Source organism: Duganella dendranthematis (assembly GCF_012849375.1).
Lineage (GTDB): Bacteria > Pseudomonadota > Gammaproteobacteria > Burkholderiales > Burkholderiaceae_D > Rugamonas > Rugamonas dendranthematis.
This window is the reverse complement of the sequence record NZ_CP051684.1, coordinates 4,775,360-4,796,443: the sequence shown is the minus strand read 5'-3', so window position 1 is coordinate 4,796,443 and position 21,084 is coordinate 4,775,360. Positions and strand designations below refer to the sequence as shown.

18 protein-coding genes are annotated in these 21,084 nt (G+C 62.8%); 1 reads left to right on the top strand and 17 read right to left on the bottom strand.

Going from position 1 to position 21,084, the window contains the following annotated elements:
• Window positions 1-49 precede the first annotated feature (49 nt).
• The gene (locus tag HH213_RS22075; protein ID WP_110848388.1) at window positions 50-742 is read right to left on the bottom strand and encodes an RlmE family RNA methyltransferase; all 693 of its coding nucleotides are present in this window, start codon (window positions 740-742) and stop codon (window positions 50-52) included.
• Window positions 743-785: 43 nt separating this feature from the next.
• Between HH213_RS22075 and HH213_RS22070 the strand changes: the two genes are divergently transcribed.
• The gene (locus tag HH213_RS22070) at window positions 786-1,253 is read left to right on the top strand and encodes a YhbY family RNA-binding protein (RefSeq protein ID WP_110848389.1); all 468 of its coding nucleotides are present in this window, start codon (window positions 786-788) and stop codon (window positions 1,251-1,253) included.
• 67 nt (window positions 1,254-1,320) lie between these two features.
• Here HH213_RS22070 and HH213_RS22065 read toward each other — a convergent pair whose 3' ends face one another.
• From HH213_RS22065 to HH213_RS21990, 16 genes are all read right to left on the bottom strand, one after another.
• On the bottom strand, window positions 1,321-1,800 hold the full coding sequence (locus HH213_RS22065; protein WP_110848390.1) for a DUF4149 domain-containing protein: 480 nt from the start codon (window positions 1,798-1,800) through the stop codon (window positions 1,321-1,323).
• Window positions 1,800-2,276 (bottom strand): transcription elongation factor GreA, encoded by a 477-nt coding sequence (gene greA / locus HH213_RS22060; protein ID WP_110848391.1) that lies wholly within the window; start codon window positions 2,274-2,276, stop codon window positions 1,800-1,802. Before greA ends, HH213_RS22065 begins: the two co-directional genes overlap by 1 nt.
• Before the next feature lie 101 nt (window positions 2,277-2,377).
• The gene (carB, locus tag HH213_RS22055) at window positions 2,378-5,596 is read right to left on the bottom strand and encodes a carbamoyl-phosphate synthase large subunit (RefSeq protein ID WP_110848392.1); all 3,219 of its coding nucleotides are present in this window, start codon (window positions 5,594-5,596) and stop codon (window positions 2,378-2,380) included.
• Window positions 5,597-6,766 carry a glutamine-hydrolyzing carbamoyl-phosphate synthase small subunit gene (gene carA / locus HH213_RS22050; RefSeq protein WP_169113654.1) on the bottom strand — a complete coding sequence of 390 codons (1,170 nt, stop codon included), beginning with the start codon at window positions 6,764-6,766 and terminating at the stop codon, window positions 5,597-5,599. It lies immediately after the preceding gene.
• Between the two features lie 192 nt (window positions 6,767-6,958).
• Window positions 6,959-7,363: a toxin-antitoxin system HicB family antitoxin gene (locus HH213_RS22045; protein ID WP_169113653.1), complete on the bottom strand. Its 405-nt coding sequence runs from the start codon at window positions 7,361-7,363 to the stop codon at window positions 6,959-6,961.
• Window positions 7,347-7,652 carry a hypothetical protein gene (locus tag HH213_RS22040; RefSeq protein ID WP_169113652.1) on the bottom strand — a complete coding sequence of 102 codons (306 nt, stop codon included), beginning with the start codon at window positions 7,650-7,652 and terminating at the stop codon, window positions 7,347-7,349. The genes HH213_RS22045 and HH213_RS22040 overlap by 17 nt, the downstream gene beginning before the upstream one ends.
• A gap of 129 nt (window positions 7,653-7,781) precedes the next feature.
• Window positions 7,782-8,192, bottom strand: a complete 411-nt coding sequence (locus HH213_RS22035; RefSeq protein ID WP_110848394.1) for a GlcG/HbpS family heme-binding protein — start codon at window positions 8,190-8,192, stop codon at window positions 7,782-7,784.
• A gap of 9 nt (window positions 8,193-8,201) precedes the next feature.
• Window positions 8,202-9,119 carry a patatin-like phospholipase family protein gene (locus HH213_RS22030; protein ID WP_169113651.1) on the bottom strand — a complete coding sequence of 306 codons (918 nt, stop codon included), beginning with the start codon at window positions 9,117-9,119 and terminating at the stop codon, window positions 8,202-8,204.
• Window positions 9,120-9,173: 54 nt separating this feature from the next.
• Complete coding sequence (locus HH213_RS22025; protein WP_169113650.1) at window positions 9,174-10,625, bottom strand: right-handed parallel beta-helix repeat-containing protein; 1,452 nt, start codon at window positions 10,623-10,625, stop codon at window positions 9,174-9,176.
• Between the two features lie 50 nt (window positions 10,626-10,675).
• On the bottom strand, window positions 10,676-12,760 hold the full coding sequence (locus HH213_RS22020; RefSeq protein ID WP_169113649.1) for a glycoside hydrolase family 36 protein: 2,085 nt from the start codon (window positions 12,758-12,760) through the stop codon (window positions 10,676-10,678).
• A gap of 12 nt (window positions 12,761-12,772) precedes the next feature.
• Entirely contained in the window at window positions 12,773-13,855 is a 1,083-nt protein-coding gene (locus HH213_RS22015; protein ID WP_169113648.1) for an amidohydrolase family protein, read from the bottom strand.
• Window positions 13,856-13,872: 17 nt separating this feature from the next.
• The gene (locus HH213_RS22010) at window positions 13,873-14,838 is read right to left on the bottom strand and encodes an N-acetylglucosamine kinase (protein WP_169113647.1); all 966 of its coding nucleotides are present in this window, start codon (window positions 14,836-14,838) and stop codon (window positions 13,873-13,875) included.
• Window positions 14,822-16,006, bottom strand: a complete 1,185-nt coding sequence (locus HH213_RS22005) for an SIS domain-containing protein (protein ID WP_169113646.1) — start codon at window positions 16,004-16,006, stop codon at window positions 14,822-14,824. Before HH213_RS22005 ends, HH213_RS22010 begins: the two co-directional genes overlap by 17 nt.
• A complete protein-coding gene (locus HH213_RS22000) occupies window positions 16,000-17,301 on the bottom strand; it encodes a D-tagatose-bisphosphate aldolase, class II, non-catalytic subunit (protein WP_110848401.1) in 1,302 nt (433 codons plus the stop codon). Before HH213_RS22000 ends, HH213_RS22005 begins: the two co-directional genes overlap by 7 nt.
• Before the next feature lie 2 nt (window positions 17,302-17,303).
• Window positions 17,304-18,218, bottom strand: coding sequence for an EamA family transporter (locus tag HH213_RS21995; RefSeq protein WP_110848685.1), 915 nt, complete (start codon window positions 18,216-18,218; stop codon window positions 17,304-17,306).
• A gap of 9 nt (window positions 18,219-18,227) precedes the next feature.
• Entirely contained in the window at window positions 18,228-20,990 is a 2,763-nt protein-coding gene (locus HH213_RS21990; RefSeq protein ID WP_169113645.1) for a TonB-dependent receptor, read from the bottom strand.
• Between the last annotated feature and the right edge of the window lie 94 nt (window positions 20,991-21,084).

The following is a 21,084-nucleotide window of genomic DNA, read 5'->3' as shown; positions in this document are numbered from 1 at the left end:
GGCAAAAACGGCTTTCCCGGGGTTTGATGTGCGGGTTGTTCAGCAAATATCAAGGGTGCCAGCCATCAGATTCCAAAGGTTGCGCCGATGCCATGCCGTCGGTTGGGTTTTTCAGGCCACGGCCGAGCAGGAAAATCTCGGACGACTTGTCGCGGCTGGCTTTAGGTTTCTTTTGTACTACTGTTTTAAATTCGGCACGGAATTTCAGCACAATATCGTTGAATCCCATGTCCTTGAAACATTTGACCAGCAAAGCGCCGCCGGGTTTTAAATGGGCCTGTGAAAATTCAATCGCCAGGTCAATCAGATGCTCCATGCGGGCGGCGTCGGAATCGTGGATGCCGGACAGGTTAGGCGCCATATCCGATAACACCAAGTCAACTTTTTGCCCCTGCACCACGTTTTCCAGTTGCTGCAGTACGTCAGGCTCGCGGAAGTCGCCCTGGATAAAGTGGAAGTCGGCAATCGGCTCCATCGGCAGCATGTCGAGGCCGATCAGCGTGCCGTTGATGCCGCCGCCCTCCTTGCCCGCCAGCTTGCGCCGCACGTACTGACCCCAGCTCCCCGGTGTACAGCCCAGGTCGACAATGACCTGGCCGGGCTTGATCAGTTTCTCTTCTTCATCAATCTCTTTCAGTTTGAAAGCCGCACGGGCGCGATAGCCCTCTTTCTGGGCCAATTTCACGTAAGGGTCGTTAATATGGTCGTGAATCCAGTTTTTGTTTAATTTGTTCTTAGCCATTCGCGTAGAATACTGCCTTTAAGGAACCTACTAAAAGAATTTTATGATCAAACTTACTCCCGCCGAGCGCAGCGCGCTGCGCGCCGAAGCCCACGGCCTGAATCCAATCGTCATGATTGGCGCCGACGGACTGACTGCCAACGTCCTCAAGGAAATCGCGCTGGGTCTCGATTCCCACGGCCTGATCAAAGTGCGCGTGTTCGGCGACGACCGCGAAGCCCGTATCGCCATGTACGAAACCATCTGCGAACAGCTGAAGGCTGCGCCGGTGCAACATATTGGCAAGCTGCTGGTGCTGTACCGTCCGAAAGTGGAAACCGAGAAAGCCCGCAGCGGCAGCGCCGGCAAAGGCATGCGCGAAGTCACCATCGTCAAGCCTAGCCCGAGCGGCACCAAGCGACCATCGGTCACCAAAGTCGTGCTGAAGGGGAATGAGCGCGTTACGCAGGGCGGTAATATCAAACGCGCCAAGGCGCGTCAGAAGTCGACCAAAAAGACTGTCTTGGGCTAAGGTCATTCCCGCGCAAGCGGGAATCCATGCTGAGTATGGATTGCCGCCTGCGCGGCAATGACATAGCTTATTGTTTTACTACCAGCCACGCAGCCAGCAGGCTTTGAATCAGATAGATCACGCTGGAAATGCCGTGCAGGACGCCGAATTTATTCTTCGCCGCCTCCTCCATCACACCGCCCGGCCCCGCCGCCGCGCGCAGCGCCGCCATCATCGGCTGTAAGCCGAAGTGCGACACCAGCGTGCAAGCCAACATCACCAGCACGATAATCAGCAAGGTACGGCGCGATTTGGCCGCCATATTCGCTGCCGGTCCGGCAAAAATGCCGCCGGTGCTGGTCTGGGTCGCCCACAGCAGCACCAGCATCACCAGTGCGCACGCGATCGACAACCAGGCCTGGTTGGTGAACAGATTGCCGGCAATGGTGCCGGCCAGCACGCGATCACTCAGCGTGGCAAACAGGGTCGGTGCGGCCAGATAACCCACCGCCCATAAACTGCCGGCCCACAGGGTCGCGACCAGCAGGCGTGTACGGGCGAGTAACATCAGATGTAGCGCACTTCCAGAATTTCGTATTCGCGCGGACCCGATGGGGCCTGCACTTCCACCACGTCGCCGGCCGACTTGCCGATCAGCGCGCGGGCGATCGGCGAGGTCACCGACACTTTGCTCAGTTTCAGGTCGGCTTCATCGATGCCGACGATCTGGTAGGTCACCTTGGCGCCCGATTCCAGGTCTTCCAGGTCGACCGTCGAGGCGAACACCACGCGGCCTTCGGCGTCCAGCGTGGCTGGATCGATGATTTGCGCGGCGCTCAGCTTGCCTTCCAGTTCCGCGATGCGGCCTTCCACGAATGCCTGGCGCTCTTTGGCGGCATCGTACTCGGCGTTTTCCGACAGGTCGCCATGCGAGCGTGCTTCGGCAATCGCGTCGATCACGATACGGCGTTCTTTGGTCTTCAACTGGTGCAACTCTTCTTTCAAGAGTTCGGCGCCGAACTTGGTAAGTGGAACTGAAGTCATGTTGTCTATTTACTCTGTTTTTACAATGGAAAACCACAGAGGCCGCGCCAACCTTCAGCGCGAGCTCTGTGGTCCGGGTACTACCTAAACCTTATTAAACCTTAGTGTAAGGTTTTATGCAGCCCTTGTAAATCGTACACACGCAATTCGTCGAGATGGCGGATGCCTTCGACCGCCGCTTCAGCGCCGGCGATGGTGGTGTAGGTCGTCACGCGCGACGCCAGCGACGAAGTGCGGATGGCACGCGAGTCGACGATGGCGTTGCGTTTTTCTTCCACCGTGTTGATGACCAGGACCAGTTCATGGTTCTTGATCATGTCGACGATGTGCGGACGGCCTTCCACTACCTTGTTGACCGCGGTGACCGGAATGCCGGCCGCCGCAATCACCGCCGCCGTGCCCTTGGTGGCGGCCAGCGTGAAGCCCATGTCGACCAGGTCGCGCGCCACTTTCACGGCGCGCGGCTTGTCCGACGATTTCACCGACAGGAAGACCTTGCCCGATTTCGGCAGCTTGACGCCGGCGCCCAGCTGCGACTTGACGAAGGCTTCGCCGAAGGTTTTACCGACACCCATGACTTCACCGGTCGATTTCATCTCAGGGCCGAGGATGGTGTCCACGCCTGGGAATTTCACGAACGGGAACACGGCTTCCTTGACGCTGTAGTACGGCGGCACCACTTCGGTGGTCACGCCCTGGTCTGCCAGCTTCTGGCCGACCATGCAGCGCGCGGCGATCTTGGCCAGTTGCAGGCCGGTGGCCTTCGACACGAATGGCACGGTGCGCGAGGCGCGCGGGTTCACTTCCAGCACGTAGACCACGTCCTGGCCCTCTTGCTTCTGGATCGCGAACTGCACGTTCATCAAGCCGACCACGTTCAGGCCCTTGGCCATCAGCGCGGTCTGGCGCTTCAGTTCATCGATGGTCTCCTGCGCCAGCGAGTACGGCGGCAGCGAGCACGCCGAGTCGCCCGAGTGGACGCCAGCTTGTTCGATGTGTTCCATCACGCCGCCGATGAAGGTGGTGTCGCCGTCCGAGATGCAGTCGACGTCGCACTCGATGGCGTCGTTCAGGAAGCGGTCCAGCAGCACCGGCGAATCGTTCGACACCTTGACCGCTTCGCGCATGTAGCGCTCCAGGTCACGCTGCTCGTGAACGATTTCCATCGCGCGGCCACCCAGCACGTAGGAAGGACGCACCACCAGCGGGTAGCCGATTTCCTGCGCCAGCGCCAAGGCGTCGGCTTCGGTGCGCGCGGTGCGGTTAGGCGGCTGACGCAGACCCAGGTCTTGCAGCAGCTTCTGGAAACGCTCGCGGTCTTCGGCGGCGTCGATCATGTCCGGCGAGGTGCCGACGATCGGCACGCCGTTGGCTTCCAGGTCCAGCGCCAGTTTCAACGGGGTCTGGCCGCCGTACTGCACGATCACGCCGACCGGCTTTTCCAGCTCGACGATTTCCAGCACGTCTTCCAGCGTCAGCGATTCGAAGTACAGGCGATCCGAGGTATCGTAGTCGGTCGACACGGTCTCCGGATTGCAGTTGACCATGATGGTCTCGTAGCCGTCTTCGCGCATCGCCAGCGCCGCGTGTACGCAGCAGTAATCGAATTCGATACCCTGGCCGATACGGTTAGGACCACCGCCCAGCACCATGATCTTCTTCTTGTCGGTCGGATTGGACTCGCACTCTTCATCGTATGTCGAGTACATATACGCGGTGTTGGTGGCGAATTCCGCCGCGCAGGTGTCCACGCGCTTGTAGACCGGGCGGATGCCCAGGCCATGGCGGTACTTGCGCACTTCGGCCGGCGTGGTTTGCAGCAGGAAGGCCAGACGACGGTCCGAGAAGCCCTTCTGTTTCAGCTTGTACAGCGTGGTCTTGTCCAGCTGCTCCAGCTTCTGGGTATCCATCCACAGTTCCAGGTCGACGATCTCTTTAATCTGGATCAGGAACCATGGGTCGATCTTGGTCAGCTGGTGCACTTCTTCCATGGTGAAGCCTTGCGCGAAGGCGTCGCCCACGTACCAGATACGCTCAGGACCTGGCTCGCCCAGTTCCTCTTCGATCTTCTCGCGGTCCTTGGTTTTTTCGTTCAGGCCATCTACGCCCACTTCCAGACCGCGCAGCGCTTTCTGGAACGATTCCTGGAAGGTGCGGCCAATCGCCATCACTTCGCCGACGGATTTCATCTGCGTGGTCAGGTGGTGGTCGGCGGTCGGGAATTTTTCAAACGTGAAGCGCGGGATCTTGGTCACGACGTAGTCGATCGACGGTTCGAACGATGCCGGCGTAGCGCCGCCGGTGATCTCGTTGCGCAGCTCATCCAGCGTGAAGCCCACAGCCAGCTTGGCCGCCACCTTGGCGATCGGGAAGCCGGTGGCTTTCGACGCCAGCGCCGACGAACGCGATACGCGCGGATTCATTTCGATGACGATCATGCGGCCATCGGCCGGGTTGATCGAGAACTGCACGTTGGAGCCGCCGGTGTCGACGCCGATTTCACGCAGCACCGCCAGCGAGGCGTTACGCATGATCTGGTATTCCTTGTCGGTCAGCGTTTGCGCAGGAGCGACGGTGATCGAGTCGCCGGTGTGCACGCCCATCGGGTCCAGGTTTTCGATCGAGCAGATGATGATGCAGTTGTCCGCCTTGTCGCGCACCACTTCCATCTCGTACTCTTTCCAGCCCAGCAGCGATTCTTCAATCAGCAGCTCGTTGGTTGGCGAAGCTTCCAGGCCGCGTTTGCAGATCGCTTCGAATTCTTCTTCGTTGTAAGCGATGCCGCCGCCGCTGCCGCCCATGGTGAACGATGGACGGATGATGGTCGGGAAGCCGACTTCCTTCTGCACCGCCCACGCTTCGTCCAGCGAGTGCGCCACGCCGGAACGGGCCGAGCCCAGACCGATCTTGGTCATCGCGTCCTTGAACTTGGAGCGGTCTTCGGCCTTGTCGATGGCTTCCGGCGTCGCGCCGATCAGTTCCACCTTGTACTTGTCCAGGATGCCGTTGCGGTGCAGGTCCAGCGCGCAGTTCAGCGCGGTCTGGCCGCCCATGGTCGGCAGGATCGCGTCCGGCTTTTCCTTGGCGATGATCTTCTCGACGATTTGCCAGGTGATCGGCTCGATGTAGGTCACATCGGCCATTTCCGGGTCGGTCATGATGGTCGCAGGGTTGCTGTTGACCAGAATGACTTTGTAGCCTTCTTCGCGCAGGGCCTTGCAGGCCTGGGCGCCGGAATAATCGAACTCGCAGGCCTGGCCGATAATGATCGGGCCAGCGCCAATAATCAGGATGCTTTTAATGTCTGTACGTTTTGGCATTTATTTTTTCTCCGAAGCTTCCATCAGGCCGATGAAGCGGTCAAACAGGTAAGCGACGTCAGTCGGGCCAGGCGATGCTTCAGGGTGGCCCTGGAAGCAGAAGGCCGGGGTGTCGGTGCGGGCGAAGCCCTGCAGCGAGCCGTCGAACAGCGACACGTGGGTCACGCGGCAGTTGGCCGGCAGCGTGTTCGGATCGACCGCGAAACCGTGGTTCTGCGAGGTGATCATGACCTTCTTGCTGTCCAGGTCCTGCACCGGGTGGTTGGCGCCGTGGTGGCCGAACTTCATCTTCAGCGTTTTGGCGCCGGAGGCCAGGCCCATGATCTGATGGCCAAGGCAGATGCCGAACAGCGGCAGCTTCTTGTCCATGAAGACCTTGGCGGCGGAAATGGCGTAATCGCATGGCTCTGGATCGCCAGGGCCGTTCGACAGGAACACGCCGTCCGGGTTCAGCGCCAGCACTTCCTCGGCGGTGGTCTGGGCCGGCACCACGGTGACTTTGCAGCCGCGCGCGGTCAGCATGCGCAGGATGTTGCGCTTGACGCCGAAGTCGTAGGCCACCACGTGGAATTTCTGGTCGGCTTCGGCCAGCTTGCCGTAGCCTTCACCCAGCGTCCATTCGGTTTCGGTGTATTCGTAGGTCGACTTGACGGTCACCACCTTGGCCAGGTCCATGCCGGACAGGCCCGGGAAGGAACGCGCCAGGTCCAGCGCTTGCGACGCCGACGGCTCGTTGCCCTGGGTGCCGACCAGAATGGCGCCGGATTGAGCGCCCTTCTCGCGCAGGATGCGGGTCAGCTTGCGCGTATCGATACCGGCGATGGCGACGATGTTCTCGGCCTTCAGGTAATCGCCCAGCGACTGGGTGGAGCGGAAATTGGAAGCGATCAGCGGCAGGTCACGGATGATTAGACCGGCTGCGTGCACTTTGGAGGCTTCGACGTCTTCGGCGTTGATGCCGTAGTTGCCGATGTGGGGATACGTCAGCGTGACGATCTGGCGGCTGTAGGAAGGATCGGTGAGGATCTCCTGATAGCCGGTCATGGAAGTATTGAAGACCACTTCACCGGTCGTATGACCGGCGGCGCCGATCGAAAAACCTTTGAAAATGGTTCCGTCAGCGAGGGCCAGTATGGCTGGAACGGCGGGGCCAGAAAAAAATGGCGGCAAGGGCAACTCCTGATAAAGTTACCGTAGCTGCGCCACGTCAGACGACCGTCGAGTATCCCCGGCCGTCGCAGGCCCGGGTGGATGGTCAATTGATGATGGAGTGAGTGGTAGTCGCTACGGTAGAGATGTGATTTGGCTAAACCTTTGAATTATAACCAAATCCACCCTATCTGACAAGGCAGCGCCGGCAGATTATTTGCTTGCCAGATGAGCATCCGCCTGCGGCAAGCCCTGTCTGCCAACGTACTCGGAGATCGCCACCGCCAGCAGTTGGTTGACGCTACAGCCTTGCAATTGAGCCAACTCCGCCACATCGCTGTGCAGACTACGCGGTATCCTCAGCGCGATCTTGCCGGTGTAATGAAACGGATCAAGCGGCATGGCAATGGGCTGCCCCAGCGACAGGGACACCGCCAACCAGGACGACGCAGCCTTGTCCAGGCAGGCCAGCGCCTCATCCGCCGTTTCACCCTCCGCTACGCATCCTGGAAACTCATGTATATAAGCAGTGTATCCACCCTGCTCATCCGGCAGCAAGCGACGCACATAGGGGCGAGCCAGAATAGCCCGGATTTTGCCATCAATTTTTGTCGCCATCGGACCCACCCTCAAAATATCGCTCCCATTCCGCCACATCATCCAGCAGCACCTTGACAATGGACCGCGCTGTGCCCACCTTGACAGTCGCGCTATGCGCCGGAATGCTCAACGGCCGTGAAAACTCGGGCGCCCTACGGCGCGACCAGGTTGGCTCCTTGCCACGACCGTCACGTTCACGTCCCAATGCGCGGGCCAGCCCCTCGAATTCGAGCGTCCTCCGTCCCTGTGGTGAACGCTGAATCTCCAGCAATACCTTCTTGATTTTAGCCAAGTGCTTTGGAGTCATGGCATCGCAGCGATATCGCTGGCGATATCACATTATAGACATGCGGCTCGCATGCTGCGACGATTCTCCAATAAAAAATGCCGCTTGGCTTTGAGCCAAACGGCATTCGTGCCTTGCGGGGAACGGGGGTTAGTTCAGCGCAGCGATGCCAGCTTTGGCGATTTGTGCATCTTCGTTCGATTTGACGCCCGAGACGCCAACGGCGCCGATGATGTGGCCGTCCACGATGACGGGTACGCCGCCTTCCAGCATGCCATCCGCCATCGGCGCCGGCGCGGTCAGGAACGAGACGCGGCCGTTGTTGATCACGTCTTCATACAGCTTGGACTCGCGGCGGCCCAGCGCCGACACGCGCGCCTTGGCCGGGGCGATGTGCGACGACAGCGCATTGGCGCCATCCAGACGCTGTTGCCACAGCAGGTGGCCGCCGTCATCGACGATGGCGATGCTGACCGCCCAGTTATTGGCCACGGCTTCCGCTTCTGCGGCCACAGCGATTTTCTTGACGTCGGCGAGAGTGAGATATGGCTTGGTTTGCATAATGCTTCCTTATGGTTTGCGTTTCGCTTCGAGTTTTTGTTTGATCTGGGCCATCACCTGCGCGGCAGCCTGCTCGCCGGCCAGCACCGCCTGGTTGCGGCCATTGAAGTCATTGCTGGCCATCTTGCCGAGCGGCGGCGTGATGACGATGTCGGCATCGCGCAGCTCATAGTCGTTGATGCGCTGGCCCATGATGGAGAAGGTCTGCATGATGACGTCCAGCGAACTCACGGTGGCTTGCACGTCGGCCTGGGTGGAGATATTGACGGCGATGACGAAGTCCGCCCCCATGTCGCGCGCAAAGCGCACCGGCACTGGCGCCACCAGGCCGCCATCGACATAGGTATGGCCATTGATGGTCACCGGCTGGAACACGCCCGGCACCGCCGACGACGCCCGCACCGCCATGCCCGTATTCCCGCGCTGGAACAGGATCGGCTTGCCGTCCTTGAGGTCCGTGGCCACCGCGCCGAACGGAATCTTCAGCTTCTCCATCGGCAGGTTGTTGACCGCCTTGTTAACGTAGGATTGCAGCGCCTCGCCTTTCAGCACGCCGGTGTTCTTGCGGAACAGCGGCACCGCCCAGTCGGAGATCGACGCTTCGTCCATCTCCAGGGCCAGCTTTTGCAGCTGGAAGCCGGTATTGCCCGCTGCGTACAGCGCGCCGACCACGCTGCCGGCGCTGGTGCCGACGACGATGTCCGGGTAGATACCCTGCGCCTCCAGCGCCTTGATCACGCCGATGTGGGCAAAGCCGCGCGCCGCGCCGCCGCCCAGCGCCAGGCCGATCTTGATTTTCTTCGGCGGCAGCACCTCCGGCGGCGGTTGCAGCACCGGGGTCTCCGCAACGGGAGGGCTTTTGCAGCCGACAATGGCGGCTGCGGAGAGGATGGCTAAACTGGCAAGGACAATACGGCGTGATGGCATGGGCAGTGTATGGGCTGGGAGTGAGCGCCCCAGATTGTACACCGCCCTGCCCGCTTACTTGCTGGCCGCCGTCGTGCCGTATTCGTCGGCGCCCAAATCGATCAGGCTGTTTTCGATGCGCGCCTGGCCGTCGATGTCCTGCGTGCCGTTCAGCGGAATCGCGCCGGACGGGAAATAACGGGTCCACAGCGGCGAGCTCCAGCCGGTCAGCGGCGTGCCGACCGTGCCGGCGTCAATCGATGGCGACGCCGCTTGCAGATGCAGGTTGCCGGTTGCCGGCGCCACGTACAGTGGATTGGAGATTTTCAGCGTTCCTGGCAGGCCGGAGGAACTGGTGCTGGTGCCCCACCACTGATTCACGCCCCAGTTATTACCGGTATTGCCGGTGCCTTCCACCTGGTAGCTTTCTGCCGCAGTCCCTTTGCCGAAGAAGATGTTATTGCTGAAGTTCGACGCGGTGACCTTGTACTGCAACGTCACTTCGGTGCCCCATCCCTGGTTTTTGTAGAAGGAATTGTTATGCACATTGATGCGGCGGGCCAGGCCGGCGCTGGAGGAATAGCCACCCAGCGACAACCCAGCTTCACGGTTGTTGTAGACGAAATTGCCCGTCATCAGAATATCTTCGGTCGCCTTGTTTTTATGCTCACTGGCGAATTCAAAGCCGATGTCGTTGCCGGTCGAGATATTACGGTCGAAGATGATGTTGCGGCCGCCGTCCACATAGAAGCCGCCGGCTGAACCTTCGCCGCCGTACCATGGATTGGTGGTGCTGGAGTTGTTGGCCGAGGTATTGCCGCGCACCAGGCCATTGCGCACGCGGTCGTTGTCGCCACAACCGGAGCACTCGCCCTCATAACCAATGAAGTCGAAGCCAATGTTGTTATTGTCATGCACGTTGTTACCGAGGACCTCGAAGCGGTCGACGTTGCCATTGATGACCAGCGCTTCGCTGGCCTGCAGCACGTTCTTGTACACCTCATTCCCCTGTACCAGCAGATCGGTCACGCCGGTGGTGTTGGTGCCGAATACGGCCAGGCCATGCGCGCCGACCGAGCACGGATCCTTGCAGGTGCTGGTGTTCTTGATGTCGTGGATCTTGTTACTGAGGATTTGCAGGTTCGCACCATTCCCTTCGATCAGAATCCCGACCGGCGTATTGCTGCCGCTCGACGTCAGACCCGTCACCTCAAAACCCTGCACCCGCACATAGTTCGAATTCTTGATGGTGATCAGCCCTTCCCGGCCGGATGGCGTCAGGCCGCTGCCGCTGATGATGGCGCCGGCATCGCCTTGCACGGTAATGAAGGCGGTGGCGCTACCGGATTTACCGGAAATCAGCACCTTCTGCGCGTAGGTGCCGGCCAGCACCCGCACGGTGTCGCCGGCATTGGCCGTGTTGACCGCAGACTGGATCGACTGCCCCGGACTGACGGTGATGGTGACGGCGTGCGCCGTGGACGCCAGCAGGCACGCGGCTGCGGCGAAAGCTTTGACTAAATTCACAGGCAATTCTCCTCAAAAGGATGACACCAATAGATCGGGCAGCGCCCGGCTCACACCCGCGACGCCTCCAATAGCAGCGCGTGTTCAAAGCGCAGCGTCAGGCGATTGCGGCCGCCCTCCACCACGCCGAAATCCTTGCCGTCGACATAGTCGCGCAGGCGCCAGCGTCCGTCGCCCAGGCCACGGATCTCGACCGGCCCATCCCAGCGTGGCGCAAAGAAGGCGAAATACAGCTTGCCGCCCTTCTCCACCACGTGGCCTTCAGGCTTGTCGAAGCCGATGTCGTACAGCTCACCGCGATAAACACCGTTGGCCAGCATCTTGTCGCGATAAATGCCGATCCACTTGCGCCATTTGACTTCGCGTTCCGGCGTCAGCAAGAAGCTGTCCTTGGGTTTGGGATCGACCGGCCAGGTAAATTTGGTCGACAGCACCGCGCCGACGCCGATGGTGGACGCGAAATCGTCGCCGCCATCGCTCAGCTCAACGTGATCGCCGGCATACGGCGCGCTGCGGCCCATCAGCGCCTTCAGCGTCTTGCCCTTGTGGCGCACCTGCCAGGACGACAGCGGGTCCGAGGCCGGCGCCTGGTTCATATACGGGAAATTGTGGAAGGCGTACGAGGTGCCGCATGGGCAAAGCTCCACCACCGCGTTCGGATTGATTTCGCGCGCCGTGTCGTACACCATCTTCCAGAAGTCCTGCAGCTTCTCGAACGATTCCTCGGGCCGTGCGTGCTTGTGCGCCGGGTTGTAACAAGGCGCCACGCCGTTCAGGTGCTGGCCGTCGATCTTCAGTCCCTGGTAGCCCCACTCGCCGAAAATCTTGCGTATCCAGTCGCGCGTCATGTCGATGGTCGGCTGATAGGCCGGGCACAGGTAAAAGCTGTTCCACCAGCTGATCAGCTGCGGCGCGCCTTCCTTGTCCAGCAACAGCATGTCGGTATGATCGTGCAGCAGGTCCGAGCCGGGATCGACCGCCAATGGCGTGATCCACAGGCGCGCTTTCAGGCCGGCGTCCTTGACGGTCTGCACCAGGCCGCGCATGTCGGCTTCGCCGCCGGGGAATTTTTTGGCGTCCAGCTTCCAGTCGCCCTCGTTGTTCTGCCAGCCGTCGTCCAGCACCGCCCATTCGAGGCCGAGTTCCTTGGCCTTTTGCAGCGTGCCGACCATCAGCGGCACCGTGAAGTCACGCTCGTAACCCCAGGCGCACCAGATCGGCTCATAGCATTCAGGCGGACAATCCGGCGAGCGCAAGCCACGCTCCGCCATCGCCTGACGGTACTGGTCCAGCGCAGCAAAGTAATCGCCGGTGTGCAGCGCCAGGAAGGTCTCCAGCGTGTCGAGCGTCTCGCCTGGCTGCAGCGTCGCTTCGCGCTTGAATTCGACCGCCAGCGAGGCGCCGCCGTCGACTGCACGCACCGGCAGCTCGACCAGGCGTGGCACGGTATCCAGATGGCCGACCGCCAGGCCGCAGTCGCGCTGCCAGACATCGGCCGCCGGCGTGCCGCCGCCGTAATCGGAACCGTTCATGCCCATGAAATTGCGCTGATCGAAGCCGTGCACCATCGGCTGCACCCAGTCGCGGCGGTCGGGATGCGTGGCGCCGGAATAGGTCCAGAATTCCGCCTTGCGGCCGGTCGCAGGTCGTAATGTGTGCGCGCTGTTGGCCCACGCCGCGATCAGCAACGGCTTGTCGGCCGTGTTGCGGTAGGAGACGCGGATGACCGCGAAGCCGGGCTGGCGCTCATAGAAAGTGACGGCCACGGTTTTCTCGATGCCTTCGGTGGCCACACCGGTCAGCCGGTGACGCACGCCGGGACCATGCGGTCCACCGACGCGATCAGCCGCCTGCGACGCCAGCGCAAAGCTCTCGATCCAGCGGCCGTTCGGCAGTTGCAGGCGTTCGCTGGATGCGAAGGCCGTCACCGCTGCCGGACGCGGCCCCCGCCGCGATGTCACGCGACAGCGCAGCTGGCTGTCGAACTCCAGCGCCATGGCGGCGTCGCCGATGCGGGCCACGTCTTTTCCCTTGGCGACATTGGCGGCGCCGGCCTCGCCCACGGTGGTTGCGACGGCGGTGCCGGCCAGCCATTGCAGCAAGGTGCGGCGGCGTTGGTCATAGTGGTTTTTCATCTGTCTCCCTTATTAGTGCCACGCTTGCGGATACGCTTTTTCCACATTGATCCGATACAGCTTGTCGACCACGGCGCGCGGCAGCGACAGGCCGCGTACCTGTTTGTCCAGCTCCGGCACGGCGAAGCGCTCGCCGGTGACGAAATAGCGCCAGTCGCGCCGCCATACCGTGTCCATGTCCTTCACGAAGCCGGCGTCGTCCTGCTCCGTCGATTGCGCCAGGTCGGTGCCGTACATCAGCCGGTCCTGATACTTGATGAAGAACGCGCGCACCTTCTCGCGGTCGCGCTGCGACTGGTATTGCAGCTGGCCGATGCGCGCCGCGACGTCCACATTCACGCCGGGATGCGCGTCGAGGAAGCGGCCCAGCCGGTCCACGTCGTACTCCAGCGAGGCGAGATGCACGCCGGTGAAGCGCAGATTGGGATGTTTTTCCAGCAGGTGGTCGCGCGCGGCCATCTGCTGTTCGTAGCTCGGCATCTCGGGATGCTTGTACATGTGGTAGGCCGGATGGGCAGCAAAGTATTCGCGGTCATTCTCTACCGTCATCTGCTCTAGCGGCAGCCAGCAGTTGTGCGGCTCGCCCTGGTGGCCCAGCACCATCACGCCGCGCTGCGCCAGGCCGTTGAACAGCGTATCGAAACGCGGGTCATCGACCATCACCAGCTTGCCCTGGCTGTCGCGCAGGCTCATGCCGATGTTCTTCCACACCTTGACGGCGACCGCGCCGTTGGCCACTGCGCCGTCCAGGTCTTTCAGCGTGGCCGCGCCCCATTCGGGCTGTTCGAAGCCTTCGGTGGAAAAGGTGGCGGCCCAGGCGATCTGCCGCGGATGCTGGCGGGCTGCCGCTATGGCGACGCGGCGCTGCTGCGCCAGCGACGGAAAGTCCGGGTAGTCGACGTTGACGGTCAGCGCGCGGAAGTTGTCCTTGCGCGCCAGCGCCAGCCAGGCATCCTGGTTCTCACCATGCAGGTGCAGGTGGGCGTCGATCTTCGACACCTTGTCGAAGTCGCGCATGGTATAGCCGTCGGCGGCGCCGGCAAACGGCACGGCCAGCAGCGACGCCAGCATGGCGGATATCACGGTCCAACGCATGGAATGTCTCCTTGTTGTCATTGCGCGCCCGCCAGGCGCGCCAGCGCGGCGGCGGTCAGCGGCGTCCCGGCGCTGCGGGCGGCGTACAGCGCCGCGCCGAGCACCGGAGGCAGGCGTGGTGGCGACAGCAGGTAAGCACCGGACCGCACCGCCAGCGCGCGCTCGAACGGCTCACTGAGCGGCCCATCGGCGCCAAACAGGCCACCGGTGCGGGACACCGCAACCTTCGTGCCGACGTCGATACCAAGCGAACCGCGCACCGCATCGACCAGCGCGGCCAGTTCGGCGGCGGCGGCGTCGATGATGGCCTGTGCCTGTGGATCGCCCTGCCCGGCCGCTTCGGCGACCAGGCGAGACAAGGCCGCCACTTTGCTGCGCTCTCCTTTGAGTTCGCCGTACACCACTTCGCACAGGTCGAGGTCTTCTTCCAGCGCCAGCCGCTCGCGCACCAGCGCATGCAGCGGCCCGCGCGGCGCGCGGCCATCGCTCATGCGCGAGAACAGCGCCAGCCCGGCGCGCGCGATCCAGTGCGCCGAACCTTCGTCGCTGAACAGCTCTCCCCATCCACCGGCACGCGCGCTCCGTCCGGCGAATTCGCCATAGGCCATCGAACCGGTGCCGGCGATGACGCTGATGCCGTCGGCGCAGGCCAGCGATCCGGCCCAACTGCACACCATATCGTTGCCGCACAAGTAGCGGTCGTGGCCCAGCACCGCGCGCGGCAACACGCCCAGGTGCGGCTGGACGGCGCGGTCCTCGCCGTAGGCCGGCAGGCCGAAGAAGGCGAAGGCGATATCGCCAGGCTTCACCCCCGCCGCAGCGAACAGCGCGCCGCAGCCGCGAGCCAGCATGGCGGCGACACCGTCCATGCCGACTTCCAGGTAGTAGGCGCTGCCATCTTCATGGCGCGCCAGTACCTTGCCGTCGCTGTCGATCAGCGCGAAGGCTGTCTTGGTGCCGCCGCCGTCAACCCCGAGGAACATGGTCGTCTCCGGCGAGAGGATAGATGGTCACGCCGCGCACCACGCGGTTCACGGTGCCCGACACGCTCGGCGTGTCCGGACGCAGCCCGAGCGCCAGCGACTGCAACAACGCAAACGATTGGCAGAACAGGATGTACGGCAGCGCCAGCGCCAGTTCGGCGGCACGCTCCGCGGCTTGCAGCGCCAGCACAGCGTCGCCCAGTTCCGGCGCCGCCTGGCCGCTCAGCGCCAGCACCTGGTCTGCACGGCCGTCGTTGCGCAGTTCGCGCAGCAGATCGAGGTCGTAGCGGCGCGCGTGCGGATCGTTGGACAGCAGCACCACCACCAGCGTGTCCGAATCGACGATGGTCTTCGGACCGTGACGGAAGCCCAGCGGCGAATCGAACAGCGCTACCACCTGGCCGTCGGTCAGCTCCAGCAGCTTGAGCGAGGCCTCGCGCGCCAGGCCGCGCAGCTCATTGCTGCCGAGGTAGACCACGCGCTTGAAGCGGCGCGCCACCAGTGCTTGCAGCAGCGGCAGCGCGCTTGCCAGCAGTTCCGATGCAGCAGCCGATGGCGCGGCCGTGGCCCCCGGCGCCAGCAGCCCGAAGGCCAGCGATGCCGCCAGCAGCATCGAAGTGAAACTGGTGGTCATGGCAAAGCCACGGTCATGCGTGGCATCCGGCAGCAGGATGGCAAAGGCGTTGCTGCGGTTTTGCGCCATGCGATACAACTCGCCGTCCGCGTTGCAGGTGATGACCAGGTGGTACACCTCGCCCACCAGTTGGTCGGCCAGGGTGACGGCGGCCAGGCTTTCAGGGCTGCTGCCGGAGCGGGCGAACGACACCAGCAAGGTCGGCACCGCCGGCTGCAGGAACTGCTGCGGGCCGGACACCAGATCGGTGGTCGGCACGGCTTCCGCGCGCCAGCCCATGCCCAGCATGGCCGGCGCCAGGCACTCGCCGATGAAGGCCGAGGTGCCGGCGCCGGTCAGCACGATGCGCACATCGGCGCGCGCCAGCAGCGGCGCCAGGAAGGCGTCCAGCGCCGCGCGGTGATCCGCCACCAGCGTGTCGATCTGCGGCCAGACGGCGGGCTGCTGCGCGATTTCGCGCGCGGTCAGGCCGGCCCCTGCTTTATCGAGATGCGCCGCGCTGCTACCCAAAATGTCCTTGTCTACTACTAGCATGTTTCCAACTCCTTTGTTGCGACGCCTGCACAGGCGTCCATGTACTGGCGCAGCACCTTGGCCACGCCTTCTTTCAGCAAATCGGCCGGCAGGTTGCGCACGCGGCCTTCGCGCACCGCTTCGTACTGCGATGGCAGATACTGGCTCAATAGTGTCAGCGGCGGCGCTTCGCGCTCCAGGTTCGCGATCAGGCGCGCCTGCGCGGCCTGGATCTCGGGATGCGGCCAGTAGTAGCGTATGCGGTCGCTCAGGCTGTACTGCTGGTCGAAGCGGGCTCGCTGAGGATCACCCACATAGTATTTGCGCCAGTACTCCGGCTCCGCGCGCATGACTTCCAGCACGGTGTTCTTGAAATCGGACTCCTTGCCGATGCCGACCATCTGCTCTTCGATGTCGGCCAGCGCCCACAGCGTTTCGCGCAGCGCAAAAGTCAGGCCCGGCCCGACTTTCAGGATGGCGAAATGGCCTGCCACCAGTGCAGCAAGATTGGACGGAGTCTGGTAGTCGGTCGAATGGGCTTCATACAGCATGGTCGGCTCGCCTTCAATCAGACGGCTCAGCGCCACGGCGCGTTCCGGCTTGTAGTCGATCACCTTGTGATGGTCGAATTCCACGCCCGGCTGCACCACCAGCCCGATCACGCGCGGCCACACCGCTTCCAGCCCTGCGGCGGCAAACGCCTGCCGGTGCACCTTGATGGTCTGCGCCGCCGCTTCCGGCGTGGTGACGCTCAGTTCTGCCAGGTCTTCATGCGCGCCGCCCGGCACTGGCACCTCGGTGCCGACCACGTACACCGGCGCCTCGCCGCCGACGGCGCGCCAGGCGGTTTCGGCGACGACGCACAGGCGCGCGGCGCGTTCGGCCACCACGGCATCCGGCAACGGCACCTGATCGCCGGCGCAGGACATCGAGCAGTCCAGGTGGATCTTGCGGAAGCCCGCCGTCACATACTGGTCGATCAGCACTTCGGCCTTGGCCATGGCGGCATGGGCCGGCTGGTCCTGCCACGCGTTCGGGCCCAGATGGTCGCCGCCGAGCAGAATGCGGTCGCGCGCCATGCCGGTGCGGTCGGCAATGCCGAATACGAAGTCGCGGAAGGCGGCCGGCGTCATGCCGGTGTAGCCGCCATCCTGATTGACCTGGTTGGAGGTGGACTCGATCAGCACCGGCAGTCCGCGCGCGGCCGCCGATTCCATTGCGGCTTCAATCACCAGCGGATGCGCCGAGCAGACCGAGTGTATGCCGACTGGTTGGCCCGCCTTGTGGCGTTGAACCAGATTCAAAAGATAATCCATCGTCAGTTTCCTTGTGTTGGTTCGTCCGGTTGCAGCGCGAGGAACAGCGCCGCCGCCAGCGACAGTCCGATGCCGGCCAGCCGGTAGCCGGTAGGTAGCGAGGCCGCCAGCGCCATCGCGATGACTGTCGTCAGCAGCGGCGCGCCGGCGTTCACCAGCGGCGACACCATCAGCGCTTTGCCATAGCGGAAGGCATACACCAGCGTCAGCGCGCCAATCGCGTTCAATACCTGCGTGGCGGCGGCCAGCAGCGGTCCCGATGGACCGTAGTTAATCGGTTGCGAGAAATCCGTCATCGCCAGCGCCACCGGGATCACCAGCAGCGCACTGACGGTCATGTAGAAGAAGATGCTCTCGGCGTCCATGCTGGCGTTGGCCAGCTTGATGAAGTAGGCCTGCAAGCCCCATGCCACCAGCACGCCCAGCGCCAGCACGAACCACAGGCCGTACTGCTGCGGCGCGCCGCCCGGCGTGTAATCGAACAGCGGCAGCGCACACACCGCCAGCACAATGCCGGCCAGCCCCATCGCGCCGGTCCGCTCGCGCAGGAACAGGAACGACAGCGCGATGGTGATCACCGGCGACAGCGATATCAGCGGGAAGATCAGATAGGTCGGACCGGCTTTCACCGCATAGAACAGGATCATCTGCCCACCGGCGCCCAGCAGGCCGATGGTCAGGCCGTAGGCGATGGAGCGGCCGTCGCGCCGCACGCGCCAGCCCGCGCGCGCCAGCACGAACAATGCCGGCGGCACCATGGTCAGCGCCCACACCACATAAATCAGCGTCTCCGGAAAACCATGCTCGCTGGGCAGGCCGGCAACCGCGCCCCACACGCCCCACAGCAGCGTGGTCGCCAGCGCATACGTAAGCCAGCCGGTGCGGCGCGCAGTGATTGGTATCGTCGTTGTGTTCATGTCCATCCGTTAGAATTTCACGCTCATGCCGGCTACGTAAGTACGGCCCCAGGTTTCGAAGCCATTGATCGCATCGGCGCGGCCCAGGTTCGAGCGCATCACCGCGTCGCCCAGATTTTTACCCTCGACGAACACGGTGATACGCGGCGTAATATCCCACGATGCCGACGCCGTCACCCAGGTCAGCGCATCGACCTTGCTTGGGAAGCCAGCCACCACGTTGGTGCTCTGCGTGTACTCGCCGGTGTAGTCGAACGAGATCGAAGCGTTGATGCCGCCCTTCTCGTACAGGAAGCCGATCGACGACGCGGTAGGCGCCACGCCTTCCAGCTGGCCGACGTATTCGCCGTTCTGATAGGCTTTGGTGAAGGTCTTGGCGAATTTGGCGTTGAAGCCGAAGCCGTTGTCGAACAGGTGCTGCACGCCCAGTTCCACGCCGCGCACCTTGGCCTTGTCGCCATTGACCGGATGGGTCACGGTGTACAGGTAGCCCGGCACGCCGATGTCCACATGCTCGTCGGTCTGGTAGGTGACGAAGTTTTTGATCTGCTTGGCGAAAACGGCCGCCGTGATGGCCGATTTCGGACGGTAGTACCACTCCACCGACAGATCCTGCTGCACCGCTTCGGTCGGCTTCAGCTTCGGATCACCGACGATGTTCAGGATGTAGCTGCGGTCCAGCGTGTTGTCGGTGCGGGTTGGCGCCAGCTTGTCCAGCGACGGACGCGCCATGACCTTGGCCACTGCGCCGCGCACCACGAAATCTTCACGCGCCCACCAGCTGATGTTCGCCGACGGCAGCAGCTTGGTGTAGCTGCCGTCTTCCGACACCGGCACCGCCGGGCTATAGGTGACGGTCGGGCTGCTGGTCGGGATGTTCGGCGTCGGATCGTCGATAGAGATGATCTGGTCGATGGCGCTGCGCGACGTGGTCTTGGTGCGCACCAGGCGCGCGCCGACATTGCCGTTCCAGTTCTCACCCGCCAGTTCCAGCTGGCCGTACAGCGTCGCGGTTTTTTCCGTCACCGAATACGAGTCGGTCGGCACGAACACCGGCTGCGTCTTGCTGACGTCGAAGGTGTCGCCGGTCGGGTTGCCGTCGGCGTCCAGTATCGGCTTGCCATCCAGTTTTTTCAGCGCGGCCAGGTAGGCCGGCACGTCGAATTTGATAAAGCTGCCGGGGAAGCTGCCGCCGGCGTTGCGCATATAGTTCGGCAACGTCATCGGCGAAACCACGTTGGCGCCCAGCGAACCGAAAGTGGTCGAGTACATATCGCAGTACTGGCAGGCGCCGCCGCTTTTCTCGTTGCCGATCGAGTTGCGGTCCTTCTTGCGGTTGGTGGCGCTGGCGCCGAATTGCAGGGCTTCCGCATGCCATGCGCCGCTCAGTACTAGGCGGCCATCGAGTGAGGCGCCATCGACGGTGTCCTTGATGTCGGTGCCGGTCAGGCCGGTGAAGTGCACGCCGTAGTCGTTGTTGCCAAGCCGGCCCGCCGCCAGTTCGGTGGCCAGGTCGCGGCCATCTTCCAGCGTCACGCGGATGTCGGGGAAGCTGCCGTTATTGGCCTTGTAGTAACCGGTGTTATGGCCGGCGATGCCCGCCACCACAAAAGTATCCTTGCCGCCGGAATTGCGCTTGGAGGTCGAGCGATACAAATCGCCGGTCAGTTTCAGGTCGTTGGATGGCTTCCATTCGCCGCGCCAGCCGAACTGCATGGTGTCGACCACGCGGTCGGTGGTCACGTTGGACATTTCCGGGATCAGATCTTTCACCGTCATGCTGGTGATCAGGCGGTCCTTGACCACCACGTCGGACCAGCGGCCCGGCGCGTTCTCGACATAATACGATTGCTGGTAGCCGACTTGCGGCGAATCGAGGCGCGTGGCCAGGCCGTCGACCGTCATCTTGAAGGTCGGCGAGACCTTCCATTCAAAGGCGCCGGACAGCGCGGCGCGCTTCTTCTCCTCGAACACGGAGCCGAAAGAGATGCAGCATGGCGCCAGCAGGTTGCTCTCGCCAGGGCCGATCACGCCGTCGCCATTGACGTCGTAGCTGCCCGGCGCATCCGGATTGTAGGTCTGGTAGCCCAGCGAATCGGTACGCACTTTGCGCTTCGAGAACACCGCGCCAACCAGCACGCCCATGGTGTTGTTATTGAAGGTATTACTCACCACGCCGGACAGCTTGCCGCCCTCCTTGCGCGACAGGTCGTTGTGGTCGGCCTCGACACGCACCGAGGCGTGATAGCCGGGATTGTCCATCGGCCGCGCCGAGCGCAGGTTGACCGAGCCGCCGATGCTGCCTTCCATCTGCGCCGCTTCGGCCGATTTCATCACGTCGGCGCCGCTGATCACTTCCGACGGCAGCACGTCGAAGGCGAAGTCGCGGCCATCGCCGTCGGTGGCCAAGATGCGCTTGTTGAGCGTAACGATGTTGTAGCCGGAACCCAGGCCGCGCACGTTGATGTACTGCCCTTCCCCGCCGCGGGTGCGCGACACCGACACCCCGGAGATGTGGGTCAGTGAATCGGCGACGTTATCGTCGGGGAAGCGGCCCAGTTCCGTGGCCGAGATGGAGTCCTGAATCACGTCGGCGTTGCGCTTCAGTTCCAGCGACTTGGCCAGCGCGGCGCGCGCGCCGCTCACCACCACGACCGGCGCGGCGTCTGCGGCCGGCGGCTCGGTCTGCGCAAACGCCGCGCCACATACCGCCATCTCCACCGCTGCCGCGATCAGGCTGCGCCGAAGTCCTTTTTCGATTCTGCTACCCATATCAAATCTCCCGTGTTTGTGCCTGGTGTTGTTTCGCTGTTGTGACTTATGTATGGATAGTAATAAGCAAAGAAGGAAAACACAATAAGCTTTC